Source organism: Myxococcus sp. RHSTA-1-4 (genome assembly GCF_020037125.1).
Lineage (GTDB): Bacteria > Myxococcota > Myxococcia > Myxococcales > Myxococcaceae > Myxococcus.
Genome location: NZ_JAIQDG010000004.1, coordinates 275,403 through 292,392, shown reverse-complemented (window position 1 = coordinate 292,392; position 16,990 = coordinate 275,403). Strand labels below are relative to the sequence as shown.

Here is a 16,990-nt window from a genome sequence, read left to right as displayed (position 1 = left end):
GCCTGCCACGCCGCCCGGCCCGTGGCACATCTCCCACGTCTCGGGAATGCCGCTCCCGCACGGATGTTCGCCCGCGCCCCGGCCGCGCGTGCGGCGGGAATGCGGCGCGTCAACTCCAGCAGTGGGAATTCCTCAGCGCAGGGGCAGCTCCACCAGCGCGGCGGCGAACCGGTCGAAGGCCTCGCTGGAGGGCAGGGCGGTGCCCTCGTCCATGTTGCCCAGCATCAGCGCGAAGACGACGCGCGGGTGCTGGCGGTCTCCGGGGCGGTCCACCACGCCCACGAAGCACCGCTGCCCGGAGAGGGTGCCCGTCTTCGCGCGGATGCGTCCGGTGGTGAGCGGGGTGACGGGGCGGGTGGCCAGCGTGCCGTCCTGTCCAGCCACGGGCAGGCTGTCCACGAGCGCGAGGCCGTAGGGCTCTCGCAGGCTGGTGAAGAGCACGCGCACCAGGCCTCGCGCGGTGGCCATGTTGTAGCGGGACAGGCCGCTGCCATCCACGGGCCGCAAGTCACGGGTGGGAATCCCACGGCGGGTGAGCTCCCCGGCCAGGGCGGAGCGCAGGGCCGTGTAGTTCTCCGCGCCGGTGCGCTCGCGGGTGAAGCGCAGTCCCAGCCGCTCCGCGTAGAGGTTGAGGGACTCCTTGTTGGTCACCTTCACCAGCTCCGACAGGGGCGGGCTGACCAGGGTGACGAGCGGCTCGGGCACCGGCGGGCGCAGCGGGGTGGGGGCCTCCAGCGTCATGGGGAGCCGGGGCACGCCGCGCCTGGCGAGGGCCTCCTCGACACACGCGGAGAAGAGGACCTGCGGCTCGTCCACGGCCAGCTTCACGGAGGCGGTGCGCGGGCACTGGTTCGCGGGTGAGCGCCACACGCAGCGCACGCCCGGGCCCCCGCGCTGGCGCGTGCAGGCGAGGTTCGCGCGCTCGGCGTTCATGTCCACGCTCACCACCGCGGACAGCGAGGCGAAGGCGGGCGTCAGCCGCACGGTGGGCGGCTGCGCGCAGTCCACGCCCTCCTCGCGGGACAGCGACAGGTCCACCACGTTCTCCCGGAAGACGAAGGCGGTGGGCGCGGCGCTGTACGCGTACGCGGCGTCGTCCCACGCCCAGCCCGGGCCGAAGGGGAAGTCCGCCTCGTCGGTGCCCCGCACGCGCACCTGCCCGCGCCACTGGCGGATGCCGCGCGCGTGCATCGCGTCCGCCACCTGGTCGCACGCGAGCGCCGTCTCCGGGAAGCGCCACGAGCCCAGGGACGGGTCTCCCTGGGCCTCCACCACCACGTCCCCCAGGAAGAGGCCGTTCACCTGGGTGCCCTCGAGCGCCACCGGCGTCTGGTAGCGGTAGTCCGCGCCCAGCGCGGAGAGCACGGAGGCGGTGGACACCACCTTCATCGTGGAGGCGGGCAGCAGGCGCATGTGCTCGCGGTGGGCGTAGAGCGGCTCACCGGTCCGCGCGTCCACCACGTAGGCGCTCGCCAGCGCTCCCTCGTCCTCCAGGGTGGAGAAGAGGGACCGGGACAGGGAGGGGAAGGTGGCCCCGTCGGGGCGCTTCTCCCGGAAGCAACCGGCGAGCGAAATGGAGGCCAGCAGCAACGGGGCGAGGAGTGCGCGGCGCATGAGGGCGGGCACGGTATCGCCGTGTCTTCCCGCTGTCATGCGGACCCGCGCGCGGGCCGGAGCGCCGCGCGGGGTTGCTCGTCGGGTATGCGACCCACCGTCCAGGAGCCCGTCGCGAGCGGGAGCCTACGGCGTCCAGCTCCTGGTGTGGTTCGACGGATCCAGCTCGTCACTGACGCTGGCGGTCACCGTGACGGACAGGATGTGGGGCATGTGCGGCCTCGTGGAGAAGAGACGCCTCGTCGTTGAGGCGTCTCGCCGGTTCAACGAGGCGCGCAATGCATCTTCCCGAGCGGGAGTCGCGACGGACTCAGCCGAAGGAGATGGTTGTCAGATGGATGCATTTGGGCGGTGATTCCGCCTGGCCAGCCGTAGGCTGGCCGTTTCTTCCATCTGGAGCGGGTGTGCCCATCGACGAGATTCTCGAATCCAATGTGCAGTTCCTCAATGCCTGGCGCTTCTTCGCCCGGCACAGCCCGACGGGCGAGGTGCTCGACCTGCCCGACGTGCACATCGCCTCATCCAACGTCTCCTGGATGATGCTGAACGTGGCCTTCCTCCGGGCGCCGCTGAAGACGGAGGAGGAACTGAAGCGCGCCGCCGCCGCCGCGGCCGGCTACTTCGCGCCCCGGGGCAACGCGTGGATGCTCGCGGTGTGTGAGGACTGGCTGGCGCCCGAGCTGCGGCCCCGGGCGGCGGAGCTGCTGGCGCCCTACGGCCTGAAGACCGGCATGGACACCACCGGCATGGTCACCGACCGGCTCGTGGAGCCCGTGCGGCCCCTGCCGGAGCTCGAGTTCCGCCAGGCCGTGGACACGAAGGGCCGGAATGACGTGGCGGACATCAACGCGCACGCGTACGACGCGCCTCGCGACATGGTGCGCGCCGCCCTCGACGTACCGGCCTACTTCGCGGGCGAGGGCCTGGGCGTGGGCTACGTCGGCTATCGCAACGGAGAGGCCGCGAGCAGCACGACCGTCTTCCCCATCGACGGTGTCGCCTACGTCGCGCTGGTGGCGACGATGACGCAGCACCGCAAGCTCGGTTGCGCCGAGGCCGTCATCCGCAAGGCGCTCGCCGAGGCGGAGCGCACCCAGGGACTGCGGCGCACGGTGCTTCACGCCACCGCTGCGGGCTACCCGGTCTACCTCCGCATGGGCTACCGGCCCGTGACCCGCATCCACTTCTACATGGCCGCGGCGAGCGCCACGTAACAGGCCTCTGCGCCGTCGGCCCCCGGTCCGGGCACAGCTGTCCGCCAGCAGCAGGGGCCACTCCCGGGCCGCGGGGCCGAGCGAGCGTCGCAGCACCTCCAGCTCCGCCAGGTCCGGTCCGGCGAGGGCCACGCGCGGCCCGGGGGCGCCGCGTGGCGAGGTAGTCCGCGGAGAACCTCCCGGTGGCGCCGTAGCGCACGAGGTCGAAGGCACGCGGTTCCATGGCGATGACATGGGACACGCGCCGCGGCGAAGCCAGTCACCGGGAGCAGGGCTTCTCCTCGGGGCGCGCGGACGGCCGCGGGCAGGTCCGCGACCCGCGGATGGGGCAGTCGGGGCACCGGGGAGCGGAATGGAGGTTCCATTCCAGCGGGCCTCGCCTGGACACACCGTGAGCCGGCCTTCAGGCGGCCCGTCCGGTGGACGAGGCCCGGCTGGCGGGCGCTTGCGCGCGCTGGGAGGGGGCCCTCGCGATGGTCATGATGAACGTGCGGCGCAAGGAGGACGAGCGCCCTGCCACGCCATGGTGGCAGCCGAGGGAGGGGGGCGTGATGACACGGGATACGAGCGCGGCGGAGCTGTACGAGTTCATCCGTGAAATCCGGGCGGTCGACAACCACACCCATGCGAACACGGTCGTGTCCGGCGACACGGAAGCCGACGCGCTTCCGCTCGAGGTGCTCGGAGATTTCCCGGTCCCAGTGACTCTGAAGCCGGAGAGCCCGGTCTGGTTGGCCGCTTATCGTGCGCTCTACGGCTTCTCTCACGAGGAGCTGAGCGACGCGCACTGGCCCGAGCTGCGGGACACCATGCGGGAAGCCGCCGAGCAGCATGGCGAGAGGTTCCCCGAGTGGGTGCTGGACCGTATTGGGACGGAGGTGATGCTCGCGAACCGGGTGGCGATGGGGCCGGGCCTCGCGCCGCCACGCTTCCGATGGGTGTCGTTCGTGGATGCGCTGATGCTGCCGCTGTCCACGCGGGCGGAGGCCGCCGCGACGCCGGAGCGCCGCAAGCTGTACCCGCTGGAGGCGTCGCTCTTGCGGCGCTACCTGGCGGAGCTGCGGGTCGGAGAGCTGCCGGGAATGCTGGAGACGTACCTGCGGACCGTGGTGCTTCCCACGCTGGAACGTCACAAGCGGGCCGGCTGCGTCGCGGTGAAGTTCGAGGCGGCCCTGCTCCGCTCGCTGAACTTCGCCGACGTGCCCGCCGAGACCGCGCGCGCCGTGTACGCGCGCTACGTCCACGGGGGAGAGCCGTCCCGTGCCGAGTACAAGGCGCTCCAGGACTTCCTCTTCCGCGAGATAGCGCGTGAGGCCGGCCGCCTGGGGATGGCGGTCCACATCCACTCATTCGAGGGCCCGGGGGCCTTCTACGAGGTCGCCGGGGCCGATCCGCTGCTTCTGGAGCCGGCGTTCAACGACCCGTCACTGCGCCACACGAGCTTCGTCCTCGTTCACGGCGGCGGTGTCTTCGCCGCTCATGCACGCGCGATGATGTGGAAGCCGAACGTGTACGTGGACACGTCCGCGATGGCGCTCATCTACACACCCGAGACGCTGGCCGCGATTCTACGGGACTGGCTGCTCCAGTTCCCCGAAAGGGTGCTCTTCGGGACCGACGCGGCGTCTTTCGGGCCAGACACAGGCTGGGAGCTGGCCGCCTGGATCGGGACGACGCAGACGCGGACCGCGCTGGCGATGGCCCTTGGCGGCATGGTGCGCAGCGGAGAGGTGAGCCGTGTCCGCGCCGAGGAGCTCGCGACGATGGTGATGCGCACGAATGCCGGGAGCCTCTACGGCCTGTCCCTTGGAACCCAGGGGCGGGCGCGCGAGTCCGAGGTGGTTCCCGGGCTGCCCTCACGGGAGGACCCGCCGGCCTGGAGTTGACCCGGCTCGCGACTCAGCTCGGCAGGGCCTCCACGCGGCCCTGCCGGGCGTTGACGGCTTCAATCACCTGCGCAGGAGGCACGACGCCCTGGCGTCCGAGGATGACGGCGGTGGACTCGCCCTCCGCCACCACCTTGCCCTTCGAGATGAACTGGTGCGTCGCGTAGAAGTACTTCTCGTCCCAGCGCGAAATCGTCATCGACACCGAGTACTTCTGGAACGGCGCGAGCGACTTCCGGTAGTCCATGGTGTGGCGCACGATGATGGGCGCCCACTTGTTCTTCACCATCAGCGCCGCCAGGCCCGTGCGGATGAACAGGTCGACGCGGTTCAAATCGCACACGGTCAGGAACCGGCCGTTGTTCATGTGCAGGTTCAGGTCCAGGTCATTGAGCAGCACGCGCTGCTCGAGCGTGCTCACCAGCGCCTCCACGCGCATCTCCGGCTTCCAGAGCGAGGAGATCATGACCCACAACATCCTGAGATAGAGATTCATGTGCTTCGCGCTGCTCCTGAAGGAAGAACGAGATGAGTCGGGACGGCGGATAGTAACAAAGCCCGGAAGACCAGCGGTGCACGAAACCCAGGTGCCCACCATGCGGCGTCAGCTCCAGGCGGACGTGCTCGCGCAGCTCGCGCGGGGCGGGGAGGGTGTCGCGCGCCACCAGCGGGTCGTCCTCGGCGTTGAGGATGAGGAAGGGGGCCTCGATTCGGGAGAGGAACTGCCGGCTGCTGCAGTGCCGGTAGTAGTCCTCGGCGTCCTGGAAGCCGTGCAGGGGCGCGGTGAAGACGTCGTCGAAGTCGCGGATGCTGCGCAGCCCCTTCAGCGCGCCCAGGCGCGAGGTGTACTCCGGCAGGTGGGCCTTGAGCCGCGCCACGCGCTGGTAGGAGCGCAGCACCCGGAGCTGGTAGAGCCGGTTGATGCCCTCGCACGCGCGCCGGGCGGTGCTGGACAGGGAGAACGTCAGCGACACCGCCGCCGCGGCCGACAGGTGGCTGGCGTGCCCCGTCTCCGCGAGGTAGCGAATCACCATGCTGCCGCCCAGGGAGAAGCCCACCGCGTACAGCGGCGTGTGGGGCTCCCGCTCGCGTAGGAGGGTGACGAGCCACGCGAGGTGCTCGGTGAAGCCCGCGTGGTAGAACGGCGCGCGCCGGTTGGGGACGGCGCCGCCCCGGTGGCACAGCACGGCCGCGCGCAGGCCGCGCCGGGACAGCTCCCACAGCATGCAGCGGATATAGGTGGAGCCCGGGGTGCCCTGCATGCCCGGCAGCAGGATGAACAGCGGCCCCGTCCCCTCGCGGTTCAGCCAGTGCACGTCCGCGAAGTCGCCGTCCGGCAGCTCGTGCCGGATGGCCTCGGTGACGACGTCATAGCGGCGCGGGTCCAGGTGCGGCACCACGGTCTGGAGGTGCGAGTGCCGCAGCCACCAGGGGGCCTGGAAGCCGCCCGGGCGCTCAGCCACGGACGGCCTCGACGGGGTGGGGCGCGTCGTCGGGCAGCGGCATTCCGATACGCGCCATGACCTCCAGGTCCTTCGCCGTCAGCGCGCGCGTGCGGCGGCGCACGTAGTCCGCGCCCAGCACCAGGTTGAAGTTCGACACGCCGCCGTAGCGGTGGTGCAGGAAGTGGTTGCGGTAGATGGCGCGGCCGTAGCGCGTGCGCAGCAGCCACGCCAGCCACCGGGGCGCCGTGCGCTGGCCCTCCTCGAAGGGCCGGTGCAGGTACGGGTGGACGAAGTGGCTCATGAAGGGCGGCAGCAGGAGCGTCACGCAGCCGGCGAGGAAGGCGATGGGCTTGAGCGTGAAGTAGAACACCGGGAAGAAGATGACGAGCGGCGAGATGAAGACGAACACGCCCTCGCCGGCCAGCTTCGTGGCGTAGGCGCCGTTGATGATGGTGCGCCCGTGCTTGCCGCGCTGGAGCAGCTCCTCGGTGATCTTCTGCTTCTCCTCCTCGCTACGGAACTGCGTGACGTGGTCGCTCCGGAACGTCTTCACGTGGTGGATGGTGTGGTGGGAGTAGTGCGTGTTGATGAGCGGCCGGAACAGCCGCGGCGCGCGCATCCAGAAGCTCACCGCCTTGGGGCGCGCGTCGGACACGTACTCGTGCATGAAGGACTCGACGTAGGAGGAGATGACGTATCCCAGCGCGAGTCCCAGGAGGACATGGACGAAGTCGGACATTTTCAGTGCTCCTCGCCGGTGAGGGTGAGCAGGCGGTCCAGCCGGCCCGGAAGGGCGGTGGACGGCGCCGTCAGGAGCGCGTTCGCGCTCCGGGGTGGGGTGGGGGGAAAGCCGGTCATCCGTCCCGTGGCCTCGTCGTAGACCTTGAGGCGGAAGGCCCGCAGCGACTCCAGGGTGCCCAGGCGTACGCCCTCGCTGCCCAGGCCGTGCTGCTCCATGTAGCCGCGCAGCAGGTAGCTGGGCACCTGGGGCTTCAGGTGGTGGACGTGGTGCAGGTTGATGGCGCCGAAGGTCCACTCGAGCACGCGTGGCAGCATGAGGTAGCTGCTCCCCTTCAGCGCCGAGTCCCGGAGGGACCACTTCGCATGGGGCACCCAGTAGGGCTGCTCAATCTGGTGCTGGACGAAGAAGAGCCAGATGCCGAGCCCCGCGGCCACCTGGGTGACGACGAGGTGCACCACGAGCCACCGGGGCCAGTCGCCGAAGGCGAGGAACGCGAGGTGCACCGCCAGGAGCCCCAGGTTCGTCACGGCGATGGAGCGGCGCTCCGGCCTGCGCTCCTTCGCGATGATGCCGGGCATGCGGAAGCGCAGCAGGAACTGGAAGAGAGGCCCCACGCCCAGCAGGACGGCGGGGTGACGGTAGAGGCGGTAGCGCAGGCGCTCGGCGGGCTTCAGCGCGCGGTACTCGTCGGCGGTCATCGTCACGATGTCCCCCGTGCCGCGCCGCTCCAGGTCCCCGCTGGTGCTGTGGTGGACCAGGTGCATGGCCCGCCAGTACGCGTGGGGCGCCAGCGTCAGCAGCCCCAGCACCATCCCCACCCGGTCATTCGTCGAGGGACGGCGGAACAGCGAGCGGTGCGAGCAGTCGTGCTGGAGGATGAAGACCCGGACCAGGGCGACGCCCGCGAGCACCGCCAGTGCGAGCCCTCCCGCAAGGGAGGAGGCGAGGAAGTGGTAGCTCGCGCCCAGGAGCAGGAGGTAGGCGCCCACTGTCGCCAGGACCTCGGCCACGCTCCGGGAAGGCCTGGGTTGCCAGCTTTGTGCGTTGGCAGGAGGGGTGATGTCGGGTGAAAGATGGGGTGTCATGGTGTCTCGACGCGGTGTGTCGGCCCCCCGGGACCATTGATTTCTCTTATTCCCGACATTGCCTCGCGTAACGCGACGCGACAAGAACTTCCAGGGTTGTCAGTTCATCAGGAAAATTCCGGTGTGTCGGGATTGCGGACAGTGATGCGGCGGAAGCCGTCCTCCTCGTGGCCTATCGAGAGAGCGAGGGGTCGGTTTCTACCCAGAACGGGCCATGGTGGCTCCGTTCGATGTCACGTGACGGGTAGTCCGTGGCTCGCGGGGCGTGGGGCCGCGCCCCGGAGCCGCTTCGCGCTCGAAGGGGAGCAGGACGTGCTCGACCCTTCCGAGGGCGCTGGCGGCGGACACGGTGAGGCGCCCGTCGCGCTCTTCTCATTGCCCCGCGCGGAGAGCGCGCGCGGCAGGTGACGTCAACGCCGGTCGGTCGCCGGCGAGGCCCCGGCCGGGGTGGGCGCGGGCTTCACGTCGGTGTTCTGGCCCGCGACGATGAGCCACTGGCCCCGGGTCTTCTTCAGCACGTACCGCATCCGGGTGCGGAGCACGCCGGGCTCGGTGGCCTGGACGCCCGGAGGCAGCCCCGTGAATCCGGTCACCCGGTGCTCCGTGTCGACCACCGCCACGCCTCCGTCAATGAAGCGCAGCTTCGTCACGGAGACCTCGCTGTGGCTGCCCTTGAAGAGGGTGTCGAAGACGAAGGCGTGCCGCTTCTCGATTTCGGGGCGGCCGCTGAAGACGGTGCCGACGATGTTGATGAACTCGGCATCCTCGGCGAAGTCCTTGCTCCAGGCCGCGGCATCCTGACGGTTCCAGGCCTCGGTCTGGTCAGCGACCAGCTTGCGGAGGGCTGCTTCGTCCTGTGCGCGTGCTCCGGCCGGGGCCGCATCGGCGGCGGGAGAGAGCGCGAGGGCCAGGAACAGCGCGGCGACGGTCGCGAAGGAGAGACGGGCTCGAATCACACAACCTCCAGGGGCCGGGATTTCTCTCGCGCGGGGCGTGTCCTCGGCCTGGAGCGCAGCATGCCTTCCGCTACAGGCCCGGTGAAGCAAGACCTGGTGCTGTGACGGGCCGGGGCATGGCTCGCGGCCGGGTCACCCCGACGCAGCGCGCGTGAAGTGTCACTCCAGCATGTTGATGACGGTGACGTTGTGAGAATGTAGCCTTGGTGCAATTGTCGGGTGTCGACTTCTCGACACGCGCGCTCCCATGCCCATCTCCCTCGCGCCGGCGGCGCTCCTGGTGCTGCTCGCCCGCATCTACGGCTTCATCTTCGCCTGCAGCGTCATCTCGTTCGCGCATCCCCGGCTGCGGCGTGCGGAGGCGAAGCCCATCCGGCAGGCGATCAACTCCTGGTGGCCTCCGGCGCTCGCGGGCGGGCTCTGCGTGGCGCTAGGCGCGTGGGCGACGCTGGGGGTCTTCGCGCTGACCAGCGGGTGGACCCTGCGCGAGTACCTGCGCACCCAGGGAGCGGAGCGTGACTCGCGCCTCGACGCCCTCGCGTACGTGGCGGTGCCGCTGCACTTCGGGGCCATCACAACGGGCGACGCACGCCTCGTCTCGGGGCTGTGGCTGTTCTGGACCTTTGGCCTCCTGACGCTCGCGTCGCTGCGCCTCGGGGGCGAGAGGCCCATCGCCCGCGCGGCCCGGGTGCAGCTCGGGGTGGTGTGGACGGTGTTCTCGCTCGGGCACGTGCCCTGGTTCTTCTTCCACGGGCCGCTGCCCGGCCCCTCGGGGGCAGCGGGCTTCGTGCTGCTGCTCCTCCTCTCGGTGATGACGAGCGACGCGGGGCAGTACGTGAGCGGGAAGGCGCTCGGGCGTCACAAGCTCGCGCCGGCGCTGTCACCCCGGAAGACCTGGGAGGGGCTGCTTGGCGGGATGGCGATCTCCGCGCTGGTGGCGGGGCTGGTGGCCCCCTCCATCACGCCCTTCACGCATGCGCAGGGCGCGCTGGTTGGCGCGGCGCTCTCGGGGCTCGGGCTGCTGGGCGACCTGACGGTGTCCGGGCTCAAGCGCGAGGTCGGCATCAAGGACCTGGGCGCGGCGCTGCCGGGACAGGGCGGGCTCCTGGACCGCTGCGACAGCCTCATCCTCTCGGCTCCTCTCTTCTTCACGGCGGTGCAGGCATGGTTCGGCTGAGAGCCTCCACGGACTACGCCGAGCTCAAGCGCGAGGTCCGCGCCGCGGGCTGTTACGCCTACGCGCCATGGCGCTCGGTGGTGAGCCTTCCGCTCCACCTGACCTGCGCGGCGGCCCTGTTCTGGGCCAGCTCGCGGGCGGACACGTGGGTGGCAATTCCCCTGTTCGTGCTCGCGAGCCTGGTGTTCTACCGGCTGGGCTGGCTGATGCACGACGCCGCGCACGGAGGCACGTTCCGCTCCCGCCGCGCGAACCGCTTCTTCGCGGCCCTGACGGCAGGGCTCCTGGGCGAGTTCGTCTCGGGCTGGCGCCATGGGCACGACCGGCACCACGCGGCGCCCAACGTGCGCGGTGTGGACGGGGACCAGGCGGAGCGGTGGGATGCGGAGCGCCGCTTCTCCCACGCCTGGATTGCCGCGCCCAACCTGCTGCTGCTCTCGCGCTTCCGCGGGAGGTACCTGCCCAAGTCGTTGCTGCTGCTCGGCCTGCGAGACGGCTTCTACTGCCACCGCTTCCACCGTGAGCGCTTCGTGCGCGAGCTGTGCCTGGTGGCCTGCGGCTTCTCGCTGCAGGTCGCGGGGTTCGCGCTGCTCTTCGGCCCTTGGGCGGTGCCTCTCTTCCTGGCCCACACCTGCATCGGGATGCTGTACCTGAACACGGTCTTCGCCGGGAACCACTACGACCTCGAGTCCTTCACCGAGGCCGAAGCGAGCACGCTCACCTTCGCGGAGCTGCAGATCCGCACCTGCCGCAACTACACGGGCGGCGCCTGGGCGCGCTTCGTCTTCGGCGGGCTGGAGAACCAGCTCGAGCACCATCTGTTCCCCGACCTGCCGCGCCATCAGTTGCGGCGGGCCGCGCCCATCGTCCGCGCCTTCTGTGAGCGGCGCGGGCTCCCGTATGTCCAGGAGCCGTTCTCCACGGCCATTGCGAAGGCCATCCGCTTCCACGTGGACGTGCCCGCGCCGGAGGTAGTCCCCGAATGAAGAGCTTCCCGGTGCTCGAGCAGCTCAACGCGGCCAGCCTGGTCACCAGCCTGTCGGTGGTGCTCGGCACGCTGGCGTGTCACCTCGCGCTGACGGGCCGGCTCGGAGCCGCATTCATCTGTGGCGCGCTGGCGCTTCCCTGCGACGTGTTCGATGGCCAGGTCGCGCGGAGGCTGAAGCAGGTCAGCGCCTTCGGCGGCTTCCTCGACTCGCTCGCCGATGCCGTCTCGTTCTGCCTGGTTCCGCCGATGCTCGCCCACGCGATGGGGGTCGGCGGTGTGTGGACGGTCGCCCTCGTGGCGTACTCGCTCACGGGGGTGTGGCGGCTGGCGCGCTTCATGGAGACGGGGACGGTGGTGGTGGCCGGACGCGAGTGCTTCCAGGGCCTGCCCACCGCCCATGGAGCGGCGGTCTTCTACCTGGTGGCCGCGGGTGTGGCGGGGCTGCCGGCCGGGCTGCGCGACGCGCTGGTGGGGAGCTACCTCGCGGCGGCGGCGCTCGCGATGATTCACGGCTTCTCGTTTCCGAAGCAGGGCTGGCACACCCGGCTGCTCTGGGGGCTGGTGCCCATCGCGACCGTGGCATCCGCGGTGCGATGGTGGTGACGCTGCTGCGCCGCAACGGGGCGCTGCTGCTCACCGCGTTCCTCCTCTCCGGCCTGGTGAACGTGCACGCCCAGGCCTTCTTCGCCGCGAGCGTCCCCGCGGCGAAGGAGCGTTGGCTCGCGGGCACCCTCCTGGCGGGGACCGTCGCCTCCATCGCGGCGGTTCGGCTGTCCAGGCGCTTCGGATTCCCCGGGAGCGGCGTGCGCGCCGGGACCCTGCTGGTGCTGTCGATGCTGGCGCTGAGCGCGGTGGTGTTCGGCGCGCGGGGCCCGTGGCTGTACGCGGCGGCGCACGTGGGCGTGCGCGCGGTGGCGAACTATGTGACCCAGGAACTGGACCGCCGCGCCACGGCGCTCGCTGGGGCCTCGCGAGCGAGAAACGATCAGCTGGGGAGTGCTCTGCGCTTCGGTGGGATGTTGCTCGGGCCGCTGTGGCTGGGGGCCGTCAGCGCGGGCGCGACGCAGGCGCGGGTGGCCCTGTGGAATGGCTGCGCGCTGGCGGTGCTCGGAGCCCTCGCGCTCGCCGCCTGCCGGGCGGTGGGGAGTGGGGGCGAGGCGCTGCGGCCCGCCGAGGCGCCGCGACCGCTCTCGCGGAGCGGCCGCGCGGTGTGGGGTTGCGCGCTCGCCATCTACGGCGCGTACTTCCTGCTCGCGAGCAGCGCGGTGTACGTGCTCCGGGACCTTCACGGCCGGGCGGATGCCACCGTGATGGGCAGCGCGTTGATTGCGACGGTGTACGCGAGCGCCATCGTGAGCACCGCTGTCATCGGCGTGCTCACCCGTGAGGGGCTGGCGCTTCGCTGGATGCGGGTGGCGCCGGTGACGATGGCACTCGCGGGCGCGCTCCTGGGGACGGACGCCGCCGGGGCCACTCCCGTGCTGTTCGGCGCGGGCGTGGTGCTGGGCATTGCGTTCGCGCTGTTCATGCTGGCCTTCCGCGAGCATGTCACCACGCGCGCGGCGGCCGGAGAGCCCGAGTGGCTCGCGGCCTTCAACAACCTGGGCAACAGCAGCGCGCTGGTGGGCTTCGGCGCGATGGCGGCGCTGGTGGGACTGGGCAGCGTGTGGCCGGGCAGCTACGGCGTGCGGCTCGGCGTGGGGCTGCTCGCGCTGAGCGCCGTGGCGCTGTTGCTGAGCCGAGCGCGAGTTCCCCACAAGGGGATGGCGGCGCTGCACGCGACCCAGCCTTGAGCGGTGCGCGCATCCCGCTTCGCACGACGTCCATGGGTGAGCGCTCCGTGGGGTTGACCACGGCGTGTGCGAGGCAGTGAGAGGCAACCTCGCCACACTGTCAGGGGAGGTCGGCCGCGCACGCCAGGCGCGGCCGACGCACGAAGGCCGGGTGCTACGTCACTAGCAGCCGCACTTCACCCGCTGGTAGTCCTCCAGGACCAGCCACTCCGTGCAGCTCTGCCCCTGGGGGTTGAAGCACACGCGGTACTGCTGGAGCGACTGGAAGGTCGCGCCCAGCGCGATGTTCTGGCACGGCCCTTCCGTGCAGTCCCGGCGGTAGCAGGGGCTGAGATCGTATTCGGGATCGCAGGTGGTGCTGCCGCAAGCCGCTTTGGTGGACCAGTCAAGACAAGATCCATACCCGGCGGCCACACACTGATTGTAGGTTTCCACCTGGCACCCATCCACGAGCCCCTGCTCCAGCACCATCTCCTCCGGAGTCTGGGCGGCCTCGTCAGAAAGCTGCTCATCCACGGGACCACAGCCAGCCAGCAGGGCCACTGCAACCACTCCAACCAACATTCCGAGCTGCCGCATAGGTGTCACCTCGAGGCTCCCGCCGCCAGGAGCCAGGTCAGCCCGCACCCACCGAGGGGCAGGCTGTCGTTGTCATGTCTGGGAATGCGGCCTGCCTTTGATGGGGCAGGTCCAGGTCTTCACCCTCTCATGACTTTCGTTTGTCTGACAATGATAGTTTCCAGACGTAGCGACTTTGTATGATCTGGAGAGAGTCTGACTGGATCAATCCAGCGGCATGGGATTGAGTGGGCGCACGCATGGCATTTCCTCAAGGACTCCGCATCTCCCGAGTCTGGGTATGACAGGAATGGGCGCCCGCGGAGGCGATGCTCGCGAGGCCGACCACCGCGCTGCCCCGTCCATCCCCGCGTGGCAAACGCCAGGACGCCGGGGCGGCCCGTGCCTCCCCTGTGGAGGGCCCCGAGCGCGCCGCGGTCACATCGGCCGAGCGCCGTCCGGGCGGGGCCGGCTTCGACTTTGGCAAGCTCCCGCTCTTCGTGCCCAAGGCGGGCGACCACGGTGACAGGCGGGCGGAGCTCCTCCGAGCGCGTGCGGTGGAGGGGCTCGCCGCGCCGGCCCGGCCGCTCCCCATGGCCGGGCGACTCCAGACGGCCTTCGCGCCCCATCGCGTCGATGACATCCAGGCCCACGTGGGCGGTGAGGCCGAGCGCGTGGCCCGCCGGATGGCAAGGGCGCGCACCGGGGACGGCTTCCGCCGCTCGACTCCGAGGGCGAAGCGTTCACGAATCAGTACGGCCCGCGGTGGCCGGCGATTGATTGGGCACAGCTCGACGAGGTGCGCCCTGGCGACCGGATGCAGCAGCGGCGGGCCCTCCTCGGTGGCGTGGATGCCGCGGAGGTGTGGGAGCACGAAGCGGACTTCCAGGCACGGCTCGCGCAGCTCGCGAAGACGGAGGAGGAGACCGCGCGACTTCGCACGAGGTTCCTCCTCTGGTGTGAGAGCATCCTCTTCCGCGAGGGGCCCGGCGCGGATGCGTTGATCCAGCTCGGACGAGAAGAGGATGCGCTCATCAAGGAGAAGGAGCGGCGGAAGGCGGAGCCGGGCTCCCTGCGGCTTGACGTGCTCGTGCTGCGCTCCCGGGACGCCCGAGGAGCTTGAGCTGGAGGACATGGCCGCCGAGGCGGCCATGGAGCGGGTCCACGAAGAGGCCGCCGCGAGTCGGTTCGAGGAGCTGCGCGGGAAGTTCGTGAAGTGGGGTGGACACGTCATCTTCGAGCGCAGCGTGGGCTGGGTGGCCCTGGACAAGCTCAAGGCCGCGGAGCGCGCGCTCGTCAAGCGTGAGAAGAACTCGACGACCCTCCGGTATGACATCGCCACGGCCATCGACGCGGCCGCGAGTGCCACCGGGATGAAGTGGCGCGCGCTCTACAACGACTACGAGGTGGCGCAGCGTGTCCACAAGGCGCTGGGCTCGCGCAAGATTGGCTTCCAGTGGGAGCACGGGCCCGCGCCCTACGTCCTCCACATCCACCTGGACCTGTCACCCCGGGCGCTCGATGCGCCGCCCGGCAGTGGGACGCCCTGAGCGCCACGGGCCGGTCGAGCGTTGCTCCCGGAGGAGCGACGTGGAGAGCGGTCAGCCCTTCGTGCCCACGCGGAGGGCCATGAAGCCCGAATCGGGGTCGTTGCCCGTCATCTCGATGCGGCCGCGGGTGGACCACTCATGATGTGCGTAATAGCCCTGGAAGGAGGGCTGCACGTTGGTGGGCAGGCGCACCTGGCCCTCGAACACCTTCGTCTCGTTGGGAGCGAGCGTAAAGGCGGGGGCGATGGGGACCTGCTGCTCGAAGCTGACGTGTGAGGTGTCGCCAACCCGCTGGCTCGTGCCAGACGAGAGGCTGGTGGGCAGGCGTACCGTCTCGACTGCACGCAGGTCCACGAAGACGCCACCCGACTTCACCGGCGCGCCGGTGGAGGTGGCGGTGACGCGCACGGAGAGGACGTCTCCGGGAAGTGCCACGCTCGGCTCGTACTCCAGGGAGACGCGGGCTGCGCCCCCCGACACCGAGTGGGCCGCGCCCTTCAGTTTGTCCAGGAGTCCCATGTCCATGTCCTTTGCATGAGGGTGGGAGGAGGGCGGCCAGGCTCAGGCGTTCCGCTCTCCTCAAGGGGTCGAGTCGTCAGCGCTTCGCCGTGACGTCGAATCCCGGCAGGGAGGCATGGAGGCGCAAGGGAAGGCGGAGCGCACAGCACCCAAGGCGGGTGGGGCATGTGCGGCTGGGCCCGGTGCTGGCCGTGCGCGGTGAATGGACGTGGGCCCACGGACGTCCTCGGCGCTGGTGTCCCGGTCGGCTCCCGGGCGGCAAGGCCGCTCAGGGCGCCACGGTGGTGACGAACTCCGTCTTCCCGTTGGCGACCTTGAGGACGACGGCCGACTTCACCGGGTTGCGGTTCGCGTCCAGGCTGAGGGTGCCCGTCACGCCGGGGAAGTCCTTCGTCGCGGCGAGCGCCTGGCGCAGCGCCGGGCCCGAGGTGTCCGGGGCCTTCTTCAGCGCCTCCACCGCCACGCGCGCCGCGTCATAGCCGAGCGCCGCGATGGCATCCGGCACGGTGCCGTAGGCGGCCTTGTAGTTGGCGATGAACTTCTGCGTGCGCGGCTCCGGGTTGTCCGGCGAGTAGTGGTTGGAGAAGTAGCTGCCGTCCACCGCGCTGCCGCCCAGCTCGAAGAGCTTGTCCGAGCCCCAGCCGTCACCGCCCAGCAGCGGAGCGGTGAGGCCCAGCTCGCGCACCTGCCGCGCGATGATGCCCGCGTCGCTGTAGTAGCCCGGCACGTAGACGCCCTGCGGCTTCGCCTTCTTGATGGCGGTGATCTGCGCGCGGAAGTCGGTGTCTCCCTTCGAGTAGCTCTCGTCGGCGACGACCTTTCCCCCGCGTTCGGTGAACGCCTTCACGAAGGTGTCCGCCAGCCCGATGGAGTACGCGCTCTTGTTGTCCCGGAGCACCGCCACCGTGTCGAGCTTGAGGTTGTCGCGCGCGAACTTCGCCATGACGAGCCCCTGGAACGGGTCGATGAAGCAGACGCGGAAGATGTTGTCGCCCTTCTGCGTCACCTCGGGATTCGTGGCACTCGGGGTGATGACGGGCACGCCGGCCGCCTGGGCCTTCTCCGCCACCGCCAGCGTCGCCGAGGAGCCGGTGTCGCCGAGGATGAGCGCCACCTTGTCCTGGGTGATGAGCCGCGTCGCGGCCTGTGCGGCCTCCTCCGGCCGGCCCTGGCTGTCGTAGACCCGCGCGTCCAGCTTCTTGCCCTTCACGCCGCCCTCGGCGTTCGCCTCCTGGAGCGCGAGCAGGATGCCGTTGCGCGCGGAGATGCCGTAGGTGGCCTCCCCACCCGTGAGGCTGCCCAGCACGCCGATGCGGAGCGCGTTCGGGTCCGTGGGCGTGGCCTGCGCGCCGGCCGGGGCGCTCGACTCCGTCGGCGTGGGAGTCGGGGCGGACTTCTTCTCGCACGCCACCCCGAGGGCGAGCGTGGCGAGCAGCAACGGAAGGGCATGGCGCATGATGGGC

General features: G+C 70.4%; 17 protein-coding genes. 8 read left to right on the top strand and 9 right to left on the bottom strand.

Going from position 1 to position 16,990, the window contains the following annotated elements; genetic code table 11:
* Positions 1-132 precede the first annotated feature (132 nt).
* Positions 133-1,614, bottom strand: a complete 1,482-nt coding sequence (gene dacB, locus K8638_RS08870) for a D-alanyl-D-alanine carboxypeptidase/D-alanyl-D-alanine-endopeptidase (protein WP_223754000.1) — start codon at positions 1,612-1,614, stop codon at positions 133-135.
* A gap of 404 nt (positions 1,615-2,018) precedes the next feature.
* On the opposite strand from dacB, the gene K8638_RS08865 reads away from it, so the two are divergent.
* Positions 2,019-2,828, top strand: coding sequence for a GNAT family N-acetyltransferase (locus tag K8638_RS08865; RefSeq protein ID WP_223753999.1), 810 nt, complete (start codon positions 2,019-2,021; stop codon positions 2,826-2,828).
* A 551-nt stretch (positions 2,829-3,379) separates the two neighbouring features.
* On the top strand, positions 3,380-4,714 hold the full coding sequence (locus K8638_RS08860; protein WP_223753998.1) for an amidohydrolase family protein: 1,335 nt from the start codon (positions 3,380-3,382) through the stop codon (positions 4,712-4,714).
* A 13-nt stretch (positions 4,715-4,727) separates the two neighbouring features.
* Here K8638_RS08860 and K8638_RS08855 read toward each other — a convergent pair whose 3' ends face one another.
* The 5 genes from K8638_RS08855 to K8638_RS08835 form a co-directional block, all read right to left on the bottom strand.
* Positions 4,728-5,180 (bottom strand): acyl-CoA thioesterase, encoded by a 453-nt coding sequence (locus K8638_RS08855; RefSeq protein ID WP_223753997.1) that lies wholly within the window; start codon positions 5,178-5,180, stop codon positions 4,728-4,730.
* A complete protein-coding gene (locus K8638_RS08850; protein WP_223753996.1) occupies positions 5,101-6,177 on the bottom strand; it encodes an alpha/beta fold hydrolase in 1,077 nt (358 codons plus the stop codon). Before K8638_RS08850 ends, K8638_RS08855 begins: the two co-directional genes overlap by 80 nt.
* Entirely contained in the window at positions 6,170-6,898 is a 729-nt protein-coding gene (locus K8638_RS08845; RefSeq protein ID WP_223753995.1) for a hypothetical protein, read from the bottom strand. The genes K8638_RS08850 and K8638_RS08845 overlap by 8 nt, the downstream gene beginning before the upstream one ends.
* Before the next feature lie 2 nt (positions 6,899-6,900).
* On the bottom strand, positions 6,901-7,911 hold the full coding sequence (locus K8638_RS08840; protein WP_223753994.1) for a fatty acid desaturase: 1,011 nt from the start codon (positions 7,909-7,911) through the stop codon (positions 6,901-6,903).
* A 485-nt stretch (positions 7,912-8,396) separates the two neighbouring features.
* Positions 8,397-8,942, bottom strand: coding sequence for an SgcJ/EcaC family oxidoreductase (locus tag K8638_RS08835; RefSeq protein ID WP_370643936.1), 546 nt, complete (start codon positions 8,940-8,942; stop codon positions 8,397-8,399).
* Between the two features lie 247 nt (positions 8,943-9,189).
* Here K8638_RS08835 and K8638_RS08830 point away from each other — a divergent pair, with 247 nt between their 5' ends.
* From K8638_RS08830 to K8638_RS08815, 4 genes are read left to right on the top strand one after another with little or no spacing between them, the layout of a single operon-like run.
* Positions 9,190-10,119, top strand: a complete 930-nt coding sequence (locus tag K8638_RS08830; protein WP_223753993.1) for a phosphatidate cytidylyltransferase — start codon at positions 9,190-9,192, stop codon at positions 10,117-10,119.
* Positions 10,107-11,105, top strand: a complete 999-nt coding sequence (locus K8638_RS08825; RefSeq protein WP_223753992.1) for an acyl-CoA desaturase — start codon at positions 10,107-10,109, stop codon at positions 11,103-11,105. Before K8638_RS08830 ends, K8638_RS08825 begins: the two co-directional genes overlap by 13 nt.
* A complete protein-coding gene (locus tag K8638_RS08820) occupies positions 11,102-11,710 on the top strand; it encodes a phosphatidylcholine/phosphatidylserine synthase (protein ID WP_223753991.1) in 609 nt (202 codons plus the stop codon). Before K8638_RS08825 ends, K8638_RS08820 begins: the two co-directional genes overlap by 4 nt.
* Positions 11,701-12,900, top strand: coding sequence for a hypothetical protein (locus K8638_RS08815; RefSeq protein WP_223753990.1), 1,200 nt, complete (start codon positions 11,701-11,703; stop codon positions 12,898-12,900). The genes K8638_RS08820 and K8638_RS08815 overlap by 10 nt, the downstream gene beginning before the upstream one ends.
* Before the next feature lie 162 nt (positions 12,901-13,062).
* Here the strand turns inward: K8638_RS08815 and K8638_RS08810 are convergent, their stop codons facing one another.
* Positions 13,063-13,443, bottom strand: a complete 381-nt coding sequence (locus tag K8638_RS08810) for a hypothetical protein (protein WP_223753989.1) — start codon at positions 13,441-13,443, stop codon at positions 13,063-13,065.
* 832 nt (positions 13,444-14,275) lie between these two features.
* Here K8638_RS08810 and K8638_RS08805 point away from each other — a divergent pair.
* The gene (locus tag K8638_RS08805; RefSeq protein ID WP_223753988.1) at positions 14,276-14,581 is read left to right on the top strand and encodes a hypothetical protein; all 306 of its coding nucleotides are present in this window, start codon (positions 14,276-14,278) and stop codon (positions 14,579-14,581) included.
* A 10-nt stretch (positions 14,582-14,591) separates the two neighbouring features.
* On the top strand, positions 14,592-15,008 hold the full coding sequence (locus tag K8638_RS08800) for a hypothetical protein (protein ID WP_223753987.1): 417 nt from the start codon (positions 14,592-14,594) through the stop codon (positions 15,006-15,008).
* A gap of 51 nt (positions 15,009-15,059) precedes the next feature.
* Here K8638_RS08800 and K8638_RS08795 read toward each other — a convergent pair whose 3' ends face one another.
* Complete coding sequence (locus tag K8638_RS08795) at positions 15,060-15,527, bottom strand: sporulation protein (protein ID WP_223753986.1); 468 nt, start codon at positions 15,525-15,527, stop codon at positions 15,060-15,062.
* Positions 15,528-15,795: 268 nt separating this feature from the next.
* Entirely contained in the window at positions 15,796-16,983 is a 1,188-nt protein-coding gene (locus K8638_RS08790; protein ID WP_223753985.1) for an ABC transporter substrate-binding protein, read from the bottom strand.
* Between the last annotated feature and the right edge of the window lie 7 nt (positions 16,984-16,990).